18 protein-coding genes are annotated in these 17,999 nt (G+C 28.7%); 6 read left to right on the plus strand and 12 right to left on the minus strand.

Translation table 11 applies throughout. The features are described 5' to 3' along the window. Positions 1 to 86: 86 nt before the first annotated feature. Both ACY2IJ_RS01950 and ACY2IJ_RS01955 read right to left on the minus strand, forming a co-directional pair. Entirely contained in the window at positions 87 to 1,334 is a 1,248-nt protein-coding gene (locus ACY2IJ_RS01950; RefSeq protein ID WP_476725489.1) for a FecR family protein, read from the minus strand. 84 nt (positions 1,335 to 1,418) lie between these two features. Then, positions 1,419 to 2,057, minus strand: coding sequence for an RNA polymerase sigma factor (locus ACY2IJ_RS01955; protein ID WP_476725490.1), 639 nt, complete (start codon positions 2,055 to 2,057; stop codon positions 1,419 to 1,421). A 147-nt stretch (positions 2,058 to 2,204) separates the two neighbouring features. Between ACY2IJ_RS01955 and ACY2IJ_RS01960 the strand changes: the two genes are divergently transcribed. Continuing rightward, entirely contained in the window at positions 2,205 to 2,891 is a 687-nt protein-coding gene (locus tag ACY2IJ_RS01960; RefSeq protein WP_476725491.1) for a pseudouridine synthase, read from the plus strand. On the opposite strand, the gene ACY2IJ_RS01965 is transcribed toward ACY2IJ_RS01960, so the two are convergent. After that, the gene (locus ACY2IJ_RS01965; protein WP_476725492.1) at positions 2,888 to 5,260 is read right to left on the minus strand and encodes a heavy metal translocating P-type ATPase; all 2,373 of its coding nucleotides are present in this window, start codon (positions 5,258 to 5,260) and stop codon (positions 2,888 to 2,890) included. The two genes, ACY2IJ_RS01960 and ACY2IJ_RS01965, sit on opposite strands and share 4 nt — an antisense overlap. Positions 5,261 to 5,399: 139 nt before the next feature. Here ACY2IJ_RS01965 and ACY2IJ_RS01970 point away from each other — a divergent pair, with 139 nt between their 5' ends. From ACY2IJ_RS01970 to ACY2IJ_RS01990, 5 genes are all read left to right on the plus strand, one after another. Beyond that, entirely contained in the window at positions 5,400 to 6,089 is a 690-nt protein-coding gene (locus ACY2IJ_RS01970) for a Crp/Fnr family transcriptional regulator (protein ID WP_476725493.1), read from the plus strand. Positions 6,090 to 6,217: 128 nt separating this feature from the next. After that, complete coding sequence (locus tag ACY2IJ_RS01975) at positions 6,218 to 6,730, plus strand: Dps family protein (protein ID WP_476725494.1); 513 nt, start codon at positions 6,218 to 6,220, stop codon at positions 6,728 to 6,730. Positions 6,731 to 6,764: 34 nt separating this feature from the next. Further along, positions 6,765 to 8,285, plus strand: a complete 1,521-nt coding sequence (locus ACY2IJ_RS01980; RefSeq protein WP_476725495.1) for a GH3 family acyl-acid amido synthetase — start codon at positions 6,765 to 6,767, stop codon at positions 8,283 to 8,285. 334 nt (positions 8,286 to 8,619) lie between these two features. Continuing rightward, positions 8,620 to 9,696, plus strand: coding sequence for a helix-turn-helix domain-containing protein (locus ACY2IJ_RS01985; RefSeq protein ID WP_476725496.1), 1,077 nt, complete (start codon positions 8,620 to 8,622; stop codon positions 9,694 to 9,696). A gap of 118 nt (positions 9,697 to 9,814) precedes the next feature. Further along, the gene (locus tag ACY2IJ_RS01990; protein ID WP_476725497.1) at positions 9,815 to 11,050 is read left to right on the plus strand and encodes a leucine-rich repeat domain-containing protein; all 1,236 of its coding nucleotides are present in this window, start codon (positions 9,815 to 9,817) and stop codon (positions 11,048 to 11,050) included. A gap of 245 nt (positions 11,051 to 11,295) precedes the next feature. Here ACY2IJ_RS01990 and ACY2IJ_RS01995 read toward each other — a convergent pair whose 3' ends face one another. The 9 genes from ACY2IJ_RS01995 to ACY2IJ_RS02035 all read right to left on the minus strand — a co-directional run bounded on the left by ACY2IJ_RS01995 (position 11,296) and on the right by ACY2IJ_RS02035 (position 17,958). After that, the gene (locus tag ACY2IJ_RS01995; protein WP_476725498.1) at positions 11,296 to 11,991 is read right to left on the minus strand and encodes a hypothetical protein; all 696 of its coding nucleotides are present in this window, start codon (positions 11,989 to 11,991) and stop codon (positions 11,296 to 11,298) included. An 11-nt stretch (positions 11,992 to 12,002) separates the two neighbouring features. Next, entirely contained in the window at positions 12,003 to 13,037 is a 1,035-nt protein-coding gene (locus tag ACY2IJ_RS02000) for an AI-2E family transporter (protein ID WP_476725499.1), read from the minus strand. A 1-nt stretch (position 13,038) separates the two neighbouring features. After that, positions 13,039 to 13,305: a hypothetical protein gene (locus ACY2IJ_RS02005; RefSeq protein WP_476725500.1), complete on the minus strand. Its 267-nt coding sequence runs from the start codon at positions 13,303 to 13,305 to the stop codon at positions 13,039 to 13,041. An 11-nt stretch (positions 13,306 to 13,316) separates the two neighbouring features. After that, on the minus strand, positions 13,317 to 13,628 hold the full coding sequence (locus ACY2IJ_RS02010; protein WP_476725501.1) for a hypothetical protein: 312 nt from the start codon (positions 13,626 to 13,628) through the stop codon (positions 13,317 to 13,319). Positions 13,629 to 13,647: 19 nt separating this feature from the next. Then, a complete protein-coding gene (locus ACY2IJ_RS02015) occupies positions 13,648 to 13,899 on the minus strand; it encodes a YtxH domain-containing protein (RefSeq protein ID WP_476725502.1) in 252 nt (83 codons plus the stop codon). A 12-nt stretch (positions 13,900 to 13,911) separates the two neighbouring features. Next, complete coding sequence (locus tag ACY2IJ_RS02020) at positions 13,912 to 14,805, minus strand: mechanosensitive ion channel family protein (protein WP_476725503.1); 894 nt, start codon at positions 14,803 to 14,805, stop codon at positions 13,912 to 13,914. 18 nt (positions 14,806 to 14,823) lie between these two features. Then, positions 14,824 to 15,540 carry a hypothetical protein gene (locus tag ACY2IJ_RS02025; protein ID WP_476725504.1) on the minus strand — a complete coding sequence of 239 codons (717 nt, stop codon included), beginning with the start codon at positions 15,538 to 15,540 and terminating at the stop codon, positions 14,824 to 14,826. Between the two features lie 170 nt (positions 15,541 to 15,710). After that, positions 15,711 to 16,754, minus strand: coding sequence for a response regulator (locus ACY2IJ_RS02030; protein ID WP_476725505.1), 1,044 nt, complete (start codon positions 16,752 to 16,754; stop codon positions 15,711 to 15,713). 4 nt (positions 16,755 to 16,758) lie between these two features. Further along, entirely contained in the window at positions 16,759 to 17,958 is a 1,200-nt protein-coding gene (locus tag ACY2IJ_RS02035; protein ID WP_476725506.1) for a PAS domain-containing sensor histidine kinase, read from the minus strand. Between the last annotated feature and the right edge of the window lie 41 nt (positions 17,959 to 17,999).

Consider the following 17,999-nt stretch of genomic DNA (forward strand, 5'->3'; position numbering starts at 1 on the left):
TAATCGGACTGAAATCTTTTACTATCGGAAGATGTTGGCCCATCTTCCGATTCTTTATTGTTTTAAGGACTCATATTAGTTGTTGTTTATTTAGTTATAATTACTTCTTTATGTTTTATTTCATAGTTAAATGTTGTGTGTGCTTTAAAAACATCTAAAACCACATGTAAAGGTTCATGTTTAAAAAGTCCTGTAAACTTTTTAGTATTTAACAAATTGTATTTATTGTGTATTTTAACATTGTACTTTCTTTCCAGCTTTTTTATAATTACATCAAAAGAATCATTAATAAAAACCAGCTTATCTTCTGTCCACCCTGTATATTTTGATATATCAACCTTTGTTATTCCTATTTCTTTATTTTTATATAAAGCTTTAAATCCAGGTTTTATAAGTATTGGTTTTTCATCTATTTTTTCTCTATAAACCCCTACACTACCTTCTATCAAAACGGTCTCTGTTTTTTGTTCGTTTTTATAACAAGAAACGTTAAATTTTGTACCATAAACTCTTGTATTCATTTTATCTGTTATTACAGTAAATGCATTCTTTTTATCTTTAGCAACTTCAAAAAAAGCTTCACCTTCTAGATATACGTTTCTAGGTGTATTTTCTAAAAATTTTATAGGATATTTTAATTTTGTTCCTGAGTTTAAAAGGACTTTAGAACCATCAGATAGTTCAACCTCATAAATTTTACCATAAGGCACAGTTATTTTATTGTAAACTAATTTATTAGTTTCTTTTGTAACATTTTTATAAGATATTTTCTTTTTACTACGAACAATAGCACTTGTTTTATTTTTTATAAGTTCAGAATTTACATCTTCTAAATAAACAATACTCCCATCTTCTAGTTCTAAACTTACTTTTGTATTATTGGCTATTTTTAATGGTTTTTTTATTAAAGTAGGAGTAAAATAATAAGTAGCATAACCTAAAGTCAACAATCCTAAAAATATAGCTGCAATTTTTAATAATAATAATTGTTGGTTTTTATTTTTTTGAATGTTTACAATACCATTTTTTAAATCTCTATTAACAATTATATTTCTCCAAATAATTTCAAAATCTTCTTCAGACAATGTATCCTCATTTTGATCTAACAACAAAACGAGTTTACGCGCTTTTTTTACTGTTTCTTTTTGATTTGGATGTTCTTTTAACCAATTTGTCCAAAACTTATTTGCCATCTCATTATTCTCGTATACCCATGTTTGAAAATATGGGTCACTTGCAAAATCTTCTATGGAATAATTATTGTATTTCATTATACGTGATGGATTATTATGTCTGTATATTGATAAAGAGATATTGTTTTGTATTTTACTCATAAAAAAAGTGATTTTTTTATTAAAAAATCACTTTTTATTGTTTTTGAATTAACAATACACGTTTAAAGGCCTTATTCAATACTTTTATATTTGTAAAACAAATAGTACTAAAACCAAAACATTTTTAAGTGTTTTTAATGTTCTAGACAATAAATTGTAGGCTTGTTTTTTATTTAAAGACATGATATCCATAATTTCTTCGTAGCTAAGACGGGCATAAAATTTTAGATATACAATTTCTTTTTGTTTAGGTCTTAAATTATCTAAACATTTTTTTAAAGATTTTAACTCAACATCTAATTGTTGTTTTTCTATCAAACTAAACTCAATAGATTTTAACTCATCTTTAAGTTCATCAACACTTTCATTGGAATTGTGTGTTTTTTTATATTTAATCTGTTGTTTAATTAATTTTCTTCTAAGAGAAATATATAGATATGATTTAATTGAATTTACTTCAGAAAGTTTTTCTTTAGTATCCCATAATTCAATAAATAGATCTTGAATTGCATCTTTCACTAAATTTTTATCATAAACTACCTTTAAACCATATTTATATAGTTTGTCTACATTTTCTTTATAAATTGTAGCAAAAGCTAATTCACTTCCTAATTGAAATTCTTTCCATAAAGTAAGATCATTGTTAACTTTAGGTATAATTTCTTTATCCTTTTTAGGAAAAGACACTTCTTTAAATCCTGAAAGATTACTTAAGTTTTTCATAAAAAAAATGATAACAAAATAACGATACCTTAACAAAACTAACAAAAAAACAACAATATCCAATTATTGATATCTTATTGTTAAACTGTTTGTTTTTTACAATATGTAGGTTGTTATATATTTACAGAATATAATTATTTCTTTTTTATGATTTCAATTCTTTTTCAAGACAACTACACTCTAGCCGTTTACAAACCTAACAATATGTTGGTACATCATTCTTCTATGGCTAACAATCAGTTAACCGAAAAGTCTTTAGTACAATTGTTAGGGGAACAGTTGGGTGTAAAATATTATCCCATACACCGGTTAGATAGAAAAACATCTGGAATTATTTTATTTGCCAAACAAAAGGAATATATTGCTCCTTTTCAAAAGCTTTTTGTAACCAATAAAATTCAGAAAACTTACTACGGATTGGTACGTGGTTTTATTCCTGAAAACGGAAAAATAGACAGTCCCGTAAAAGGTCGTGATGCCAATGTACACAAAGATGCTTTGACTTATTATAGCAGAATTAAAACGTACACAGTATCTGTAGAAGTAGGACCTTATCAAGAATCTAGATATAGTTTGGTGGTTTTACAACCTAAAACAGGACGGTTACATCAACTAAGAATTCATTTGAACAAAATTAGCCACCCTTTAATTGGTGATCCTAAGTATGGAGATAGATTTCATAACAGAATGTTTGCCAAACAACTTAAAATAGACACTCTTTTTTTACATGCAAAAACTTTAGAGTTTGTACATCCGTTTACTCAAAAAAAAATAGCACTAGAAGCTCCACTTCCAGAAAAATGGGAGACTGCTTTGAATTTCTTAACAAATTAGGCTTTGTAATTTTTTAACGGATTGGCTAACACATTGGTGGCTATGGTAACAAACAATACTATAGTTATAGAACTTAAAGGCATTAATATAGCTGCAATTAATGGGGTTAAAATTCCTGCAACAGCAAAATACAAACCTACTATGTTGTACAAAACAGAAAGTGCAAAACTAATTTTAACCACAGTTAAACTCTGTTTACATAAGCGAATATAGTTAGGTAATAAATGTAATTTTTTAGCATCTATAATAGCATCACTAGCAGGAGAAAAAACATTTACATTTTCTGCCACCGCAATACCTACCTGTGCTTGTAACAATGCTCCTGCATCATTCAAACCATCTCCTACCATTAATACAGAATTTCCTTTATTTTGACATTCTTTAATGTGTTGCAATTTATCGTGTGGAGATTGTTGAAAATAAAAAACCGTTGAACTTGGTAGCTGTTTTTTTAAAAAAGGCAAAGCCGCTGCATTGTCTCCAGACAAAATATTGATTTGGTATTTTTTTGAAAAGTAAAGTAACATCTCAAAAATGTTTTTTCGATACTCATTCTCAAATTTAAAATATCCTTTCACCTTGCTGTCTATAGATACATATATCCTACTCTCTGTTTCTAAGTCAGTTTCTTTACTTTTTACAAAAGCAGCAGATCCTATTTTAATAATTTTATTATTGTGCGTACACTGCAAGCCCATTCCTTCTATTTCTTCAAAAGAACTTATCTCTGTAATTTTTGCTTTAATATTAAAAAAAAGAGTTCTACTTAATGGGTGGTTAGAATTCCTTACCAAAGTTTTAAGAATGGTAAGTTCCATTGGTGTTAATGCTTCCCCTACATAACTACAATTTTGTTTGTTTCGGGTTGTTAAAGTTCCCGTTTTGTCAAAAAATAAACTTTGTACTTGTGTTATATGTTCTATTACCATGGCATCTTTTAAATAAAAGCCCTGTTTTCCTAAAATACGTAACACATTCCCCAAAGCAAATGGTGCCGATAATGCCAAAGCACATGGACATGCTACAATTAAAATAGATGAGACTACATTGATTATTTGGCTAGCATCTATAAAAAACCAAATAAAGGCAGCAACCAAAGTAACACATAGCAAACCTATGGTAAAATACTGACTAACTTTGTCTGTAATGTTTGTTAATACAGATGAATTTGTATACGTATTTTGACTCCATAATTTGGTTAAATAACTCTGGTCAACAGTTTTGGTTACTTGCACCGTAATAGTGGTTCCTTGTTGTTTACCCCCCGCAAAAACAGTATCTCCAGATTTTTTAGCAATTAAATTAGCTTCTCCCGTTACAAAACTATAATCTAACAATGGTTTTCCTTTTAATACAATTCCATCGGTTGGTATAATTTCTTCATTTCTAATTAATAAAATATCAGTAACCTTAAGTTCGTTTACAGGAACTACAACTTCATTTCCGTTGACCATTGTTGTTACAGCAATGGGAAAATAAGATTTAAAATCTCTTTCAAAAGATAAAAAGTCGTAGGTTTTTTTCTGAAATAATTTTCCTAGTAATAAAAAGAAAATCAACCCTGTTAAGCTGTCAAAATAACCTTGACCTGTTTGGGTAAAATATTCATAACAACTTCTACCAAACAACATTATAATTCCTAAACTTATAGGAACATCTATATTTAAAATTCTTTTTTTCAACCCTTTATAAGCCGAAATCAAATAATCATTTCCGGCATAAAAAACTACAGGAATGGAAAACAACAACATTAAAAAAGAAAACAATGGTTGGTAATGTGTAAGCCAAGCATCGGGTTTTCCAAAATAGTCTGGAAAAGACAAAAACATAGTGTTTCCAAATGCAAAACCGGCAATGGCTATTTTATAGGTGCTAGATTTGCCTGAGGTTTTGGCTTTATTGCCATTTTCTAAACTAATATATGGATCGTAACCAATGCTAGCTAACAATTCTACTAATTGCTGTAGTTGTAAAGTGTTTTTATAAGTTATTTGTACTGTTTTTTTGGAAAAATGAACTCTAGAATTTACAATATTATCTTGTAGTTTTTGTAAATTTTCTAGCACCCATACACAAGAACTACAGTGTATTTGTGGAATGTAAAGTGTTACAATTTCAATCCCCTCTTCTTTAAAATCTAAAAGTTTATTTACAATTTCCTGATTGCTTAAAAAACTATATTTCCCTTTTATTTTATTTGGAGAAATCCCTGGTGTGTTTTCTAAATTGTAATAATCAGAAAGATGGTGTTCGTTAAAAATTTGATATACTGTTTTACAACCATTGCAGCAAAAGGTTTTATCATCAAACAAAACAATAGTCTCCGTAGCTTTATCTCCACAGTGATAACAAGTGTGTTCTTTATTCAATTTTCTTATTCTTTATTCTATGCAAACATCTACAAATAGGTTGTTTTTTAAAATGACTTATGTCATAATATACCCATATAATCCACTCGTTTATTACGCTAAGTTTTAGTACATTTGTTAACACAAATCCCCTTTTGTAATGATGAGTAGATGTGAACAATGCCTAATTAAAGAGTTTAACAATTTAAACGCTTTATCTAAAGAAGAGTTAAAAAAAATTTCAGATTCAAAAGATATACATACATTTAAAAAAGGAGAAGTTATATTTAACGAAGGTAAATTTGCATCGGGAGTATATTGCATAAAAGATGGAGTATGTAAGTCTTCTCAATTGAATGCAAACGGAAAAGAACAAATTGTTAAGTTTACTAAAAAAGGAGATTTAATTGGTTATCAATCTGCCATAACTAATGAACCTAATACCATTACAGTTACTGCTTTAAGTGATGTTTCTGCTTGTTACATTCCTCAAAATTTAATTAAAAAGCCTTTAGATGAAAATGCTAAATTTTCAAACGCAATGTTTAAAACCGTTTGTAGCGATTTAAAAGAGGCTAACAATGCAATAACCAATATATCTACCAACACCGTTCATCAAAGAATGGCCGATTTGATTTTGTTTTTAAAAGATACCTATGGAATTACAAATGCAGGGGTCATTAAAATTCAATTAAGTAGAAAAGAAATTGCCAGTGCTGTAGGAACAGCTACAGAATCTGCTATTAGGGTTTTATCTACCTTTAAAAAAGATGGGATGATTGACTTAACAGGAAAGTCTATTACCATTATAGACGAAGAAGCTTTACTTAGACTTGCAGAAGGTTTTTAAACCAACATATACCTTGTTGTTTTTTATCAGTTGATACATATCAATTTGTAAAGCCAATTGGCTCAACACTATCATTGTATTCTTGTTATACTTTTGAGTAAGTATTAATCATAAAAACTCAAGTAAACATGAATTCAATAGAAAAAACAAAACCTTTTGCAAAACTAGGATACACACATTTAGAAACTGCTGAAATAGTTTCTGCCCTAAACAAACTATTAGCATCTTACCACGTACACTATCAAAAATTAAGAAACTACCACTGGAGTGTTGTTGGTCCTGATTTTTTTGATATCCACGAAAAATTTGAAGCACAATACAATGTTGTAAAATTAAATATTGATGAAGTTGCAGAACGTATTAGAATCTTTGGAAAAAAACCAACAGGTACATTAAAAGAATATTTAGAGGAATCTGAAATTTCTGAAGTATTAGAACCACAAACAGCAACTGAAATGGTAAAAGAAATTTTAAATGATTTTGAAATTCTTTTAAACCAAATGAACAAAGTAATTGATGCTGCAGAAAATATTAATGACCGTGGGACTGAAGATATGATGAGTGGATTTATCTTACAAATGGAAAAAATACACTGGATGTTAACATCGTTCTTAAAAGACGAAAAAAGTGTTTTATCGTAAAATTACTTTTCAACTCACTTAAAAAATAATCAACATGGCTATTCTAGGAAATATAATAAAAACAACCATAGATACTCTAGACACTTTTAGTTTTGATACTAAAAGTGCCTATGAGCATCAAGAAGAACAATTAAGAAAATTACTAACCAATGCACAAAATACGTCCTTTGGAAAATATTACAATTTTCTAAACATCCTAGATAGCAATAATATTGTAGAAGCGTATCAAAAAAACGTTCCAATATTTACTTACAAAACGTTAAATCAACGATGGTGGAAACAACAACAAAAAAATCCAGATATTACTTGGCCTGGTAAACCCAATTTTTTTGCAAAAAGTAGTGGTACCACAGGTAAAAAAAGTAAACGTATACCTGTTACCAACGATTATATTTCATCAGTAAGAAGTGTAGGTACCTCTATGATTAAAGACTTGTCTAACTTTGACTTGCCATCTGAGGTTTTTGAAAAAGAAATTTTTATGCTCAGTAGTTCGGCCAAATTAAAAGAACATAAAAACGGATTTGAAGAAGGTGAAATTAGTGGTATTAACGTAAGTAATTTTCCAGACTGGTACGATGTATTTTACAGACCTGGTAAAGAAATTGCCACTATTGATGATTGGGAAAAACGCAAAGAAAAAATTGCAGAAGAAGCACCCAATTGGGATATTGGTGCCATTGCCGGAATACCCTCTTGGATTTTAGAAGTTTTAAAAGCTATTATAGAAAAAAACAACTTAAATAACATTCACGATATTTGGCCAGACTTTAGCGTATATTCTACCGGAGGTGTTGCTTTTGAAACGTATAGAGCATCATTTGAAAAAGTTTGTGGTAAAGAAATTTCTGTACTAGATACTTATTTAGCATCTGAAGGTTTTTTTGCCTACACAGCAAGACCCAATACCATGAGTATGAAGTTGGCTGTACAACATGATATGTTTTATGAATTTATTCCTTTTGATGAGGATGGATTTGACGAAGCAGGTAACTTGTTAGAAAATCCGAAAGTAGTTGCCTTAAATAAAGTAGAAAAAGGAAAAGAATACGCATTATTAGTTAGTACTTGTGCAGGTACTTGGAGGTACATGGTAGGTGACACCATTGAATTTACAGATCTTGAACATCATGAAATAAAAATTACAGGAAGAACCAAATTCTTTTTAAACGTAGTAGGATCTCAGTTAAGCGAAGAAAAGCTAGACAAAGCGATATTAGATACTTCTAAAAAGTTTGATGTAGAAATTAACGAATATACCGTTGGAGCTACTAAAAAAGGAGAAGACTATTTTCATCAGTGGATATTGGTAACAGATCAACAATTAAATACAGAATCATGTAAAAACTTTATAGATGATTGCTTACAAGAAGCAAACAAAAACTATAGAGTTGCCCGTAGCAAAGCTTTAAAAGGTATTGATGTACTTGTAATTAGCAAAGACAAATACCATGCGTATCTAAAAGCACAAAAGAAAAATGGAGGACAAATAAAAACACCTAAAGTGATGCCTCAAGAAAAACTAGAGACTTATTTAAAATTTTTAGATCAATAAAAACAATACCGTTTAGGGATTAAAGAGCAAAGTTGTAATATAACTTTGCTCTTTTTTATACAATTACTTTTATATAAACTTTAATAAATATTAGTTTTTTAAACCAACTAAAAAAAAATACAGCAGTTTTATAGCTGAAAAACAAAAAACACTATTTATGTTTTAAGTTGAAAACACTAATTCACAGCTATTTAAGAACAAGTTTAACTTTTGTTAAAAATAGCGTTAATTTTAGTATTTTTATACAAGAAATGCTGTAACCAAATAAACTTTAATAAATGACTTATTTTTTTATTGCATATGGTGTTTGTAATAAAAAACAATTTAGTTAAGCATGAATTTAGCCAAGTGGGTTCAACTCGTTAAACCAAATCTAAAACTTTATAAGGGAGGTTTTTTTGAATTTCCTTTTCTGGCTAACACTCCTGAGTTAATGATAGAAAGTACTATTAAAACACCCGGAAGTAAACACATTAAAGAAGAGCAAGCTGTTTATAGAAACAATCCTTTTACTAAAGGATCTTTTCATTACCGAAAAATTGAAGAGGGTTTGTGGCTTACCATTACCGATGTAAAATTTAAATACAACACCGTTATCAAATCGGTATATGATAAAGAAATTCCAAGCGACCACTACACCATTACCTTTACCCTGTTTGAAAGTGAGGTAAAGCTTCAGAACACTTTTATAGATAAAGTGCCTTTTCACAATAAATTTTGGGGATTTAAAAAACCTGGAACCGATGTTGGTGCCTGTTTTTACAAAGGATCCAAGTCTAAATTTTTTATTTATTACATAAGCCCAGAGTGGATTGAGAAAAATGTTCCTTTAAATAAATTGGCCAAAGACATTCCTTTTAAAAAGTTTTTAGATTCTAACAAAGGGTTTATTTCATACCAAGATATTGTACCCAATGCAGAAACATTATCGTATGAAATTTTACATACGGTTAAAACCTTTAAAAACGATATTTTTAATGAAACTCTTTTAAAATCTCAGGCTTTTAGTTTAATATCATCTTTTTTTAAACATGTTTTTAGAGATGTTAGAACCGACAACTATCAAGAAAAAGGAAAAGCTGATTATAAAAAAATTTCGGAATGTGAGCGTATTATTTCTACAAACTTAAGTGCTCCTTTTATAGGTATAGATAATATAGCTAAAAAACTAAACATATCTCCCTCCAAATTAAAAACCGACTTTAAATCTGTTTATGGAACTTCTATATTGCAATACCACATTCAAAAAAAGATGGAATTGGCTATGCAATTAATACTCAATACCCATTTGCAAATTAAGTACATAGCTCAAGAGGTAGGTTACGAAAGTCAAAGTAAATTTAGTATTGCTTTTAAAAACAAACACGGAAAACTTCCATCAGAAATACGCAGAAACACTACGGTTGATTAACTAGAAACTTTACATCGTACATAAAAAACAAAAAAATACCCGATTGGGCTATTGATTTGTCTGAATTGGCTACTCAAACACTTTTCTGTATAATAAATTTGTTATAAACAAACAACTTATGGTTAAGTGGTTTAATTGTATGCAAAACCACATGAATTTGCCTTTTAATGGCTTTTTAAATAGACAAATTATGATTAAGAAAACACTTTTAAAATTCATTTTCTTGAATTTACGTACACCTTCTACATCAAAACCTGTTTCTTTTAAATTAAAAAATATTAGTTATCAACTAATTTCATCTACAGCTGTAAAAGTAATTGCGTGTAAAAACCAAACTTTAAATAACACTGTAGTTCTTCCCGAACACATTTTTTATAAAGGAAAAAATTATACGGTTACTACTATAGGAAATGGTGCTTTTGCCAATTGCTATAGTTTAAACAGTATTAGCATTCCTTCTACAATTTGCTGTATTGAAAACAATGCTTTTGCCAATTGTTACGGGTTGGTTCAAGTAATTTCTAAAATGGAAAAGCCCCTAGAAATACACAAATCTGTTTTTGGTTATGCTGCAGAAAACTGCAACTTAGTGGTTGCATCTGCTTCTTTAGAAAACTACAAAAAAGCAACTATTTGGAGTACATTTAATGTAATTACTACGGTTGAACCTTTTACAGTTGCAGGAGTTACTTATGATATTACATCAAATTCCACGGTTAAAGTAGTTTTAAATATTAACGATGGATATACTGGTGCTATTCACATTCCAAACACCGTTTGTTATAATAGCACAACCTATAAGGTAACCGAAATTAGCGATAGAGCTTTTTCTTATAACAAAAACATTACGGCTATTAAAATAGGGAATAACATTACCACTATTTTAGACTCTACCTTTGATAGTTGTTCCAATTTGTCTCTGGTAGAAATACCTAATTCAGTAACTACTATAGGTATATCTGCCTTTGAAGATTGTACTAGCTTAACTTATATTTCTATCCCTAATTCAATTCTGTCTATTGGAGAATCTGCTTTTGCAGGTTCTGGATTGACATATTTTATTTTTCCGAACACCGTAACCACTATTAAAACAGCTTTGTTTTACAGATGTGAAAAATTAGAAACAGTAATTATTCCAAATTCTATAACAAAAATAGAAGAATTGGCTTTTGCACAGTGCTTTACTTTGTCTACTTTAATTTGTCATGTAAAAACCCCATTAACACTATCTTTAAATGTATTTTGTGGAGATACAAACATTCATGCTAGTGTGTTAGAGGTTCCTGAACACAGTTTAAAACTTTACAAAGTTTCTGATATATGGAATACTTTTGGATCTATTATAGCTAGTTAACACTCTATAAAACTAACTGTATATATTTTCTTTCCTTGTTTCCAATTTTTCTAAAATAAAATGATACCCGATTGGGCTATCGATTTGTCTTAATGGGCTATTCTATATTTTTTATGAAGAATAAATTTGTTTCCCTAAAACAACTTAAATTAATTTCTAATGAAACAAAAACTACTCCTATTATTTACTATTCTTTTTATAAGTAGTATCCAGGCTCAAAGTTTTATAGTTAATGCACTCTCCTATTATTCATGATACATTTTAGAAAGTGCAGCATCATCTTCTTTTTCTTTTTTCTCTATATAATTTTTTACGGTATCTAAAGGCATGTAATATCTATTCATGTTGATTAAATACTTGCTAGAAAACACATTGCTTAAAAGAATGTAACGTTTGGTTTTTAAAAGTTCGTTTTTAAATCCTTTTGTCAAAGCAATATAATCAGCCTTGTGTTCCACTTCTTTTTTAAACGAATTAGAGGTTAAGTATTTAATTCCGTACCAAAGCATTCCCCAATTAGAATGTTCTGTATAATCACATATATGCCCTAATTCATGTGCAAACCATCCTTTTAAAACCCCTAAAGGTACTTCAGATAATTCTATATCAGTATCTTTTAAATATTTTCCTATTTTAATTCTGTATTTTTTGGTTCCGTTAAACAAACTCATAAAACCAATAATGGGTTGAGCCTGCATAGTGGTTTCCCCTATTCTTTTTTGAACAACTGTAATTTCATAGTTATGAATAGTAGGATACTTTTTGTACACTTCTATAAAGCTAGTTTTTATTTGTTCATCGGTTATATTTAAAAATGTTACATTCATTGTTTTAGGATTCTTTTTTTGACTATGCGCAGTTGTAGCTAGTAAAATAGTTAGTGCACAGATTAAAACCTGATTCCATAAGATAGTTTTGTTATCTAATCGTCTTATTATCATATACGTATAGTTTATACTTTAGGTTTTAAAAAAGACTCTTTTTTTAGATTTTTAACAGCAATGGCAATAATTGCTGTTATGGGTAATGCTACAATCATTCCTGTAATCCCCCATATTTGTTCCCCAATTAGCAATACAACAATGGCCAATAAAGGATTTAAATTAATTTTATTTCCAATTACTTTAGGAGTAACAAAATTCCCTTCTACAAACTGAATGATTCCAAACAAAATAGATATTGAAATTAATTGAGATACAGATTGGTTAATTATAAACGACACCAGCATAACAATAACAGATCCTATAGTAACTCCTATATACGGAATAATGGCTAAAATGGCGACTAAGAATCCTAAAGCAAATGCATAAGGAACGTTAATAAAAAATAAGCCTATAGAATTTGCCAATCCTAAAATTAACATTACCAAAAACAATCCTTTTAAATAACGTTGTACAAGCAATGTAGTTTCTTGAAACAAAGGTTTAGATTTTATTTGCATGGACTGCAATATGTTTTTAACCGTTGTTTTAATTGTGTCTTTATACAACAACAATAAAAAAATATAAATAGGAATTAAAGATATGTAGGCTATAAAAGTACCTATATTCCCAAAAAAAGAGGTAATTGTAGAAGAAGCTGATGACAAAATTTGATCTTTGTTTTCTTCTGTAGCTTCTATAAAATTAAGATCGGACAACCCTAAAGTATTTTCTAATAAATTTTCTGTTTGTGTAACTAATAAAACAATCCTTTCTTCCATATCTGGATAATCGTTGTAAAAATCAGATATTTGAGAGCTTATTAAGTATACAATTAAATAAATTATAGAAAATAAGGTTCCTGTAACCAAAGTTACCGCTAAAAAATTGTTTTTTATTAGCTTTTTAACCGCTCCTAATACAGAGCACAATGCCAAACTGATTAAAATAGAAATAATAAGCGGTGCTAAAATAAACTTACATTTAACAACTGCAAAAACCAACAATGTTAACGATATAACAGCATAGGTTACATATTGCAGGTAGGTAAGTTTTAACAATTTCATTTTATATTTTTTTAATTATTTTTTGAATTTCTTTGACAATAGATGTAAAACTTTTGAGCTTGTATACATATGTATGTAATTCGTTAAATTTACGCCCTAACATAACTACAAAAGGCTTAGAAAATCCTAAACGTTTTAAAACTCCTTCCGACAGAACAATTTCTGCAATGTTAAATGGCTTTTGAAAATGATGAGCTACAATTTTTTCTTGCAATGCTAATTCTCTTATTAATAATTGTTTGTGTAAATAAAAATTTGACTTCTTCATGATATTTATTTTTAAGATGGAATATGGTTGTTAATGTAGGTTTTAAACATCCAATTTTTTAGACTTGTTTTAAAGACAAACACCAAAACTAAAATGATTAAAAACAGAGAAGAAACCAATGTAAAACCTAAGTAAATACTGTTAAAAAGATGATTTAAGTACAAAGCAGTACCGATACCTAAAAACATTAAAAATGTAAATAGAAATAGAGTGGTAAAAACTCTAAATAATATTTTTGCTCTAATTTCTCCTATTTTTTCAATAGCTTCAAAATGGTATAACTTTTTTTGTAAGTCTAGGTATTTTAATAAATCATCTTTCATAGTAGTATTTTTTAGTGGTTTAACAAGGCATTGCCTTTTTCAGTTCTTTTTCTAAGCTTGTTATTTTAGCTTTCATTGCTTTTATTTTTTCTGAAGCAATATCTTCTCCTTTTTCAATTAAATCTAAAACCTCTCCTTTTAGTTCTAAAATTTTATTCTTAATATCTTCTCTAGTTTCTTCTCCTTTTTTAGGAGCAAATAAAACTCCTGCTGCTGCACCTGCTATGGCTCCAGCAAATAATGATACGATTACTTTTCCTGTAGTGTTCATGTTTTTTAATTTTTATTGATTATTACTATTTGTGATTATTTCTTTTATTTTTTCTGAATCAAAATTCAATGTTCTTATAGGGAACGGAATATCAATATCGTTTTTATCAAAAGCTTGTTTTAAAGCTATAATAGCATCATTTCTCGCTTTTAAAAATCCAGGCTGATCATTTGCCTCTATCCAGAAATACAGCGTAAAATTGATAGAACTTCCTCCGTATTCGTTAAAAAATACATTTACATCTTTTGATTTGTTTACAAATTCTAAAGAGCTAATAGCTTCTTCTCCAATTTGTTTAACACGTTCTAAATCCGAACTGTAATTTACACCGCAGTTAATTTCAATTCTTCTGTCTGGCAAAGAAGTGTAGTTTCTAATTTTATTTTGAAAAACATCTTTATTCGGAATAATTACTTCTTGTCCGTTAAAAGAATGCATTACAATATTTCTTAAATTAATGTGTTGTACAATTCCCATTTCATCAGCAGTTTCAATTACATCGCCTATTTTAAAGGGTTTTCTAACAGCCATAAATACTCCCGAAATAAAGTTGGTTGCAGAATCTTGAAAAGCAAAACTTAAAGCCAAACCAATTACCCCAGCACCTGCTAACAATGAGGTAACTGCTTTGTCTAATTTTAACACACTAAGTGCTACAAATATTCCTAAAGACATTACAATAATAAAAGTAATGGTACCTGTTAGCTTTGTTAAAGCCTGGTTATGTGTAATTTTTTTAGATCCTTTTTCTGTTAACATTTTTACCAATCGGGCAAAAAAGTAAAAAGCTATTAAAAGAACCACACACAAAACAATATTGGGAAGCATTGCTATAATGGTTTCTGCCCAACCTATCAGTTTGTCTTTTACGATTTCATAAGATTTATTGATATTAAAATACTCCATACTGTTTGGTTTAGTTGATTATTTTGATTTTAAGATTGCTTGTATGGTTGTTCCTTTGGTTGGCATATGCATAGGATCTACCAAATAAACTTCGCCTCCATACAAATAAGTCGTAATGGCTGCCAAATTGATTAAAGACATGTTTTGATTGTTTTTTTCACTATCAATCATGGTGGTTTTGTTAACAACATCATACACACCATATACTCCATTTTTAGAAGACACATACAATCTGGCCACTTTACTTTCAAATGCCTTTGGAATTATTTTTTCCAACCTATTGGTGGTTAAATCTTCATTAAAAACTACTTGTTTAATTTTTAAAGAATCTTCTATTAATTGAGAGTTGGTTGCTTTTTTAAACAACGGAAGCAAATAATAATTAGAGGTAATATGCACACAATTGTCAAAATAATTATCCACTATAAAAGTTTGAATATTATTTTCGTTTGAAAAAACAATTAGTGTTTTAGGTTCTTTAAAAGTAATGCTGTTCCATAAAGAAGCATCGTTTAGTATTTGTTCTAATTTTCCTATTATATTTTGAGCATCTGTAGGGTTTGTACCTTTAGCAATTAGCTTTTGCTCAACTTTGTTTATTAAAAGAGATAAATTGTTTTTAGAAACTTTTACTCCTGTATGAATAGAACAATAAATAGAAACACAATTAAAATCTGTGATACTAGCTAAGTCTCTAAAATTTTCTGTAGCTATATGTGTTTTAAATGTAATCATTGCCGTACTTAATATATCTTGTTGTTTGTTATTACAAATTTCAAAATATATGTGCTTATATGTGTTGACAGGCATTGAAAATAAAGTTGATTCTCGTCAACTTTTACACACAATTCATAAAAAAAAACCTCACTAAATTAGTGAGGTTTTTTGTTGTTTATTTAAGATGGTTACCAAATTAAATCCATCTTTTGAAGTTTTTGTCTATCTACCAAAATAATCTTTTTCCCTTCGGTTTTAATTATTTTACTGTTTTTAAACTCGGTTAATGTTCTTGTTAAGCTTTCTTTGGTCGTTCCAGTTAGTTTTGCCAAATCTGTTCTTAATAAAGTTATTTCATCATCATCTGCTAATAGTTCTTGTAATTTTTTAGATACTCTTTTTCTAACAGAACTATAAGCCATTAACATTAAATCTTGTTCTTTAGAGCTTAATGTTTCTGATATGATTTTCATAAACTTTTGAGCTACTTCCCTATTCTCGTATATTAAGGTTAAAAAATCTTGTTTAGATATTTTTGTCAACTCCGTTGCTTCTAAAGATTCTGCAATTTCATCATATGTTCTTTCTTCAAAAATAGGTTGAAATCCAAAAAATTGTCCTTCGGTGTATACCGATGTGATGTATTCTTTTCCATCATCACTATATCTATACGTTTTTACACTTCCTTTTTCTATGTAGTAAACAAAATGTACGTGTTCTCCTTCTTTATAAATATATTCTTTAGGAGAAAAACTAAACATGTATGATTTTTCTTTGATATCTTTTAAAGAAACTACTTTTTTAGCTTCGTTTAAAAATTCGTGTACTCCTTTACTACCAGTGCTATATTGTTTTTTTAACAGATCGTTTTTTTTAAGTCTGCTTTCTATAGCAGAAATTAATTCTGTACTTTCAAAAGGTTTAAACAAATAATCATCAGCTCCTAGGTTCATTCCTTTTCGCAAATCTTCTTTTTCTGTTTTTGCGGTTAAAAAAATAAAAGGAATGGTGGCTGTTTCTGGGTTTTGACTTAAAATATACAAAACACCGTAGCCATCAAGTTCTGGCATCATTACATCGCATATAATAAGATCTGGTAAAAAGCTTTTTGTTTTTTCTACCCCTAACATTCCATTTTCTGCTACCTCTACTTGGTATCCTGCCAATTCTATTAACTCAGAGATGTTTTCTCTCATGATTAAATCGTCCTCAATCAATAATATTTTTTTCATAAGCTTAGACCATTTTTTTTATATCTGTATCTTGTGTGTGGTTTTTATTGGTAGGAAAAGTTATTTTAAATACAGTTCCTACATTTTCTTTACTTTCAAAATCTATAGTTCCTTTCATTAGCAATACATATTTTCTAACAATATTTAATCCTAAACCTGTACCCTGTAAATTGGTAACGTTTTTAGCTCTAAAAAAACGTCTAAACAAGTTGTCTTGATCTTCATCGGGAATTCCCATTCCTTCATCTCTAACAGAAATATGTATTTGTTCGTTATTTATAGAAGCAACTATGTAAATGTTTTTACCAGGAGGTGTATATTTTATTGCGTTAGATAATAAGTTGGTAAACACATGTCTTAAAATATTTTTATCTAAATAAGCCTCTTCCTCATCAGATTGAAAGTTGAAATGTATGTTTTGACCATCTTTGGCCAAAGCAGTAAACTCTTCTTTAAACTTTAATAAGGTGGTCTTTAAATTAAAACGTTCTTCGTGGTATTCTATTTTACCTTCTTCTAATTGTCCTAATGATAAAAATTGATTTAACGTGGTTGTAAGTGTTTTTATAGAAGTTTTTATTTTGGAAACATGAGATTCTACTTTTGTTTTGTGTACAAACTGATTCCACAACTGTTCGTTAGTCTTTAAATATCGTTCTATTAAATCTATAGATGATAATATACCGGCCAAAGGAGTTCTAAATTCGTGAGATGCAATAGATATAAATCTAGATTTCATATCGTTCAACTCTTGTTCTCTTTCTAACTTTTCTAAAATTACTTCCTTAGATTTTTTTTGATGTTCTAATTCTTTTTCTAATTTTTTACGTTTGGTAACATCATTTAAAATACAAATAGTATATACTTTATTATCTTCATCAGAAATAAAATTTTGATTGCAATCTATTTCTAAAGTTATAAGCTGGTTGTTTTCTTGAAAATAATTGATTTCATATTTACCATAATTCTTAGTTTCTTGATTTAAACAGTTTTCAAAATAACTTTGAAAATCTTCTTTATAGTTACTAGGCAATAAATTACTTAACAATACACCTTCTAATTCTACAGGTTGTTTTTGCAATAAGTGCAAACTAGCTTTGTTAAATTCTAACACAACTCCTTTTTGTGTCATTAGTATTACACCATGAAACAAATTGTTTAGAATGGAAGTAAATTTTTCGCTGTAAATATGATTATCACTCATAATATAATAAAGTTCTTAAAACTTGTTTCTCCAAATATAGT

Source organism: Wenyingzhuangia gracilariae (assembly GCF_056387575.1).

Coding starts and splice junctions, on each gene's coding strand:
- ACY2IJ_RS01950 (WP_476725489.1), bottom strand. CDS start 1,334: ATGAGTAAAATACAAAACAATATCTCTTTATCAATATACAGACATAAT.
- ACY2IJ_RS01955 (WP_476725490.1), bottom strand. CDS start 2,057: ATGAAAAACTTAAGTAATCTTTCAGGATTTAAAGAAGTGTCTTTTCCT.
- ACY2IJ_RS01960 (WP_476725491.1), top strand. CDS start 2,205: ATGATTTCAATTCTTTTTCAAGACAACTACACTCTAGCCGTTTACAAA.
- ACY2IJ_RS01970 (WP_476725493.1), top strand. CDS start 5,400: ATGATGAGTAGATGTGAACAATGCCTAATTAAAGAGTTTAACAATTTA.
- ACY2IJ_RS01975 (WP_476725494.1), top strand. CDS start 6,218: ATGAATTCAATAGAAAAAACAAAACCTTTTGCAAAACTAGGATACACA.
- ACY2IJ_RS01980 (WP_476725495.1), top strand. CDS start 6,765: ATGGCTATTCTAGGAAATATAATAAAAACAACCATAGATACTCTAGAC.
- ACY2IJ_RS01985 (WP_476725496.1), top strand. CDS start 8,620: ATGAATTTAGCCAAGTGGGTTCAACTCGTTAAACCAAATCTAAAACTT.
- ACY2IJ_RS01990 (WP_476725497.1), top strand. CDS start 9,815: ATGGTTAAGTGGTTTAATTGTATGCAAAACCACATGAATTTGCCTTTT.
- ACY2IJ_RS01995 (WP_476725498.1), bottom strand. CDS start 11,991: ATGATAATAAGACGATTAGATAACAAAACTATCTTATGGAATCAGGTT.
- ACY2IJ_RS02000 (WP_476725499.1), bottom strand. CDS start 13,037: ATGAAATTGTTAAAACTTACCTACCTGCAATATGTAACCTATGCTGTT.
- ACY2IJ_RS02005 (WP_476725500.1), bottom strand. CDS start 13,305: ATGAAGAAGTCAAATTTTTATTTACACAAACAATTATTAATAAGAGAA.
- ACY2IJ_RS02010 (WP_476725501.1), bottom strand. CDS start 13,628: ATGAAAGATGATTTATTAAAATACCTAGACTTACAAAAAAAGTTATAC.
- ACY2IJ_RS02015 (WP_476725502.1), bottom strand. CDS start 13,899: ATGAACACTACAGGAAAAGTAATCGTATCATTATTTGCTGGAGCCATA.
- ACY2IJ_RS02020 (WP_476725503.1), bottom strand. CDS start 14,805: ATGGAGTATTTTAATATCAATAAATCTTATGAAATCGTAAAAGACAAA.
- ACY2IJ_RS02025 (WP_476725504.1), bottom strand. CDS start 15,540: ATGATTACATTTAAAACACATATAGCTACAGAAAATTTTAGAGACTTA.
- ACY2IJ_RS02030 (WP_476725505.1), bottom strand. CDS start 16,754: ATGAAAAAAATATTATTGATTGAGGACGATTTAATCATGAGAGAAAAC.
- ACY2IJ_RS02035 (WP_476725506.1), bottom strand. CDS start 17,958: ATGAGTGATAATCATATTTACAGCGAAAAATTTACTTCCATTCTAAAC.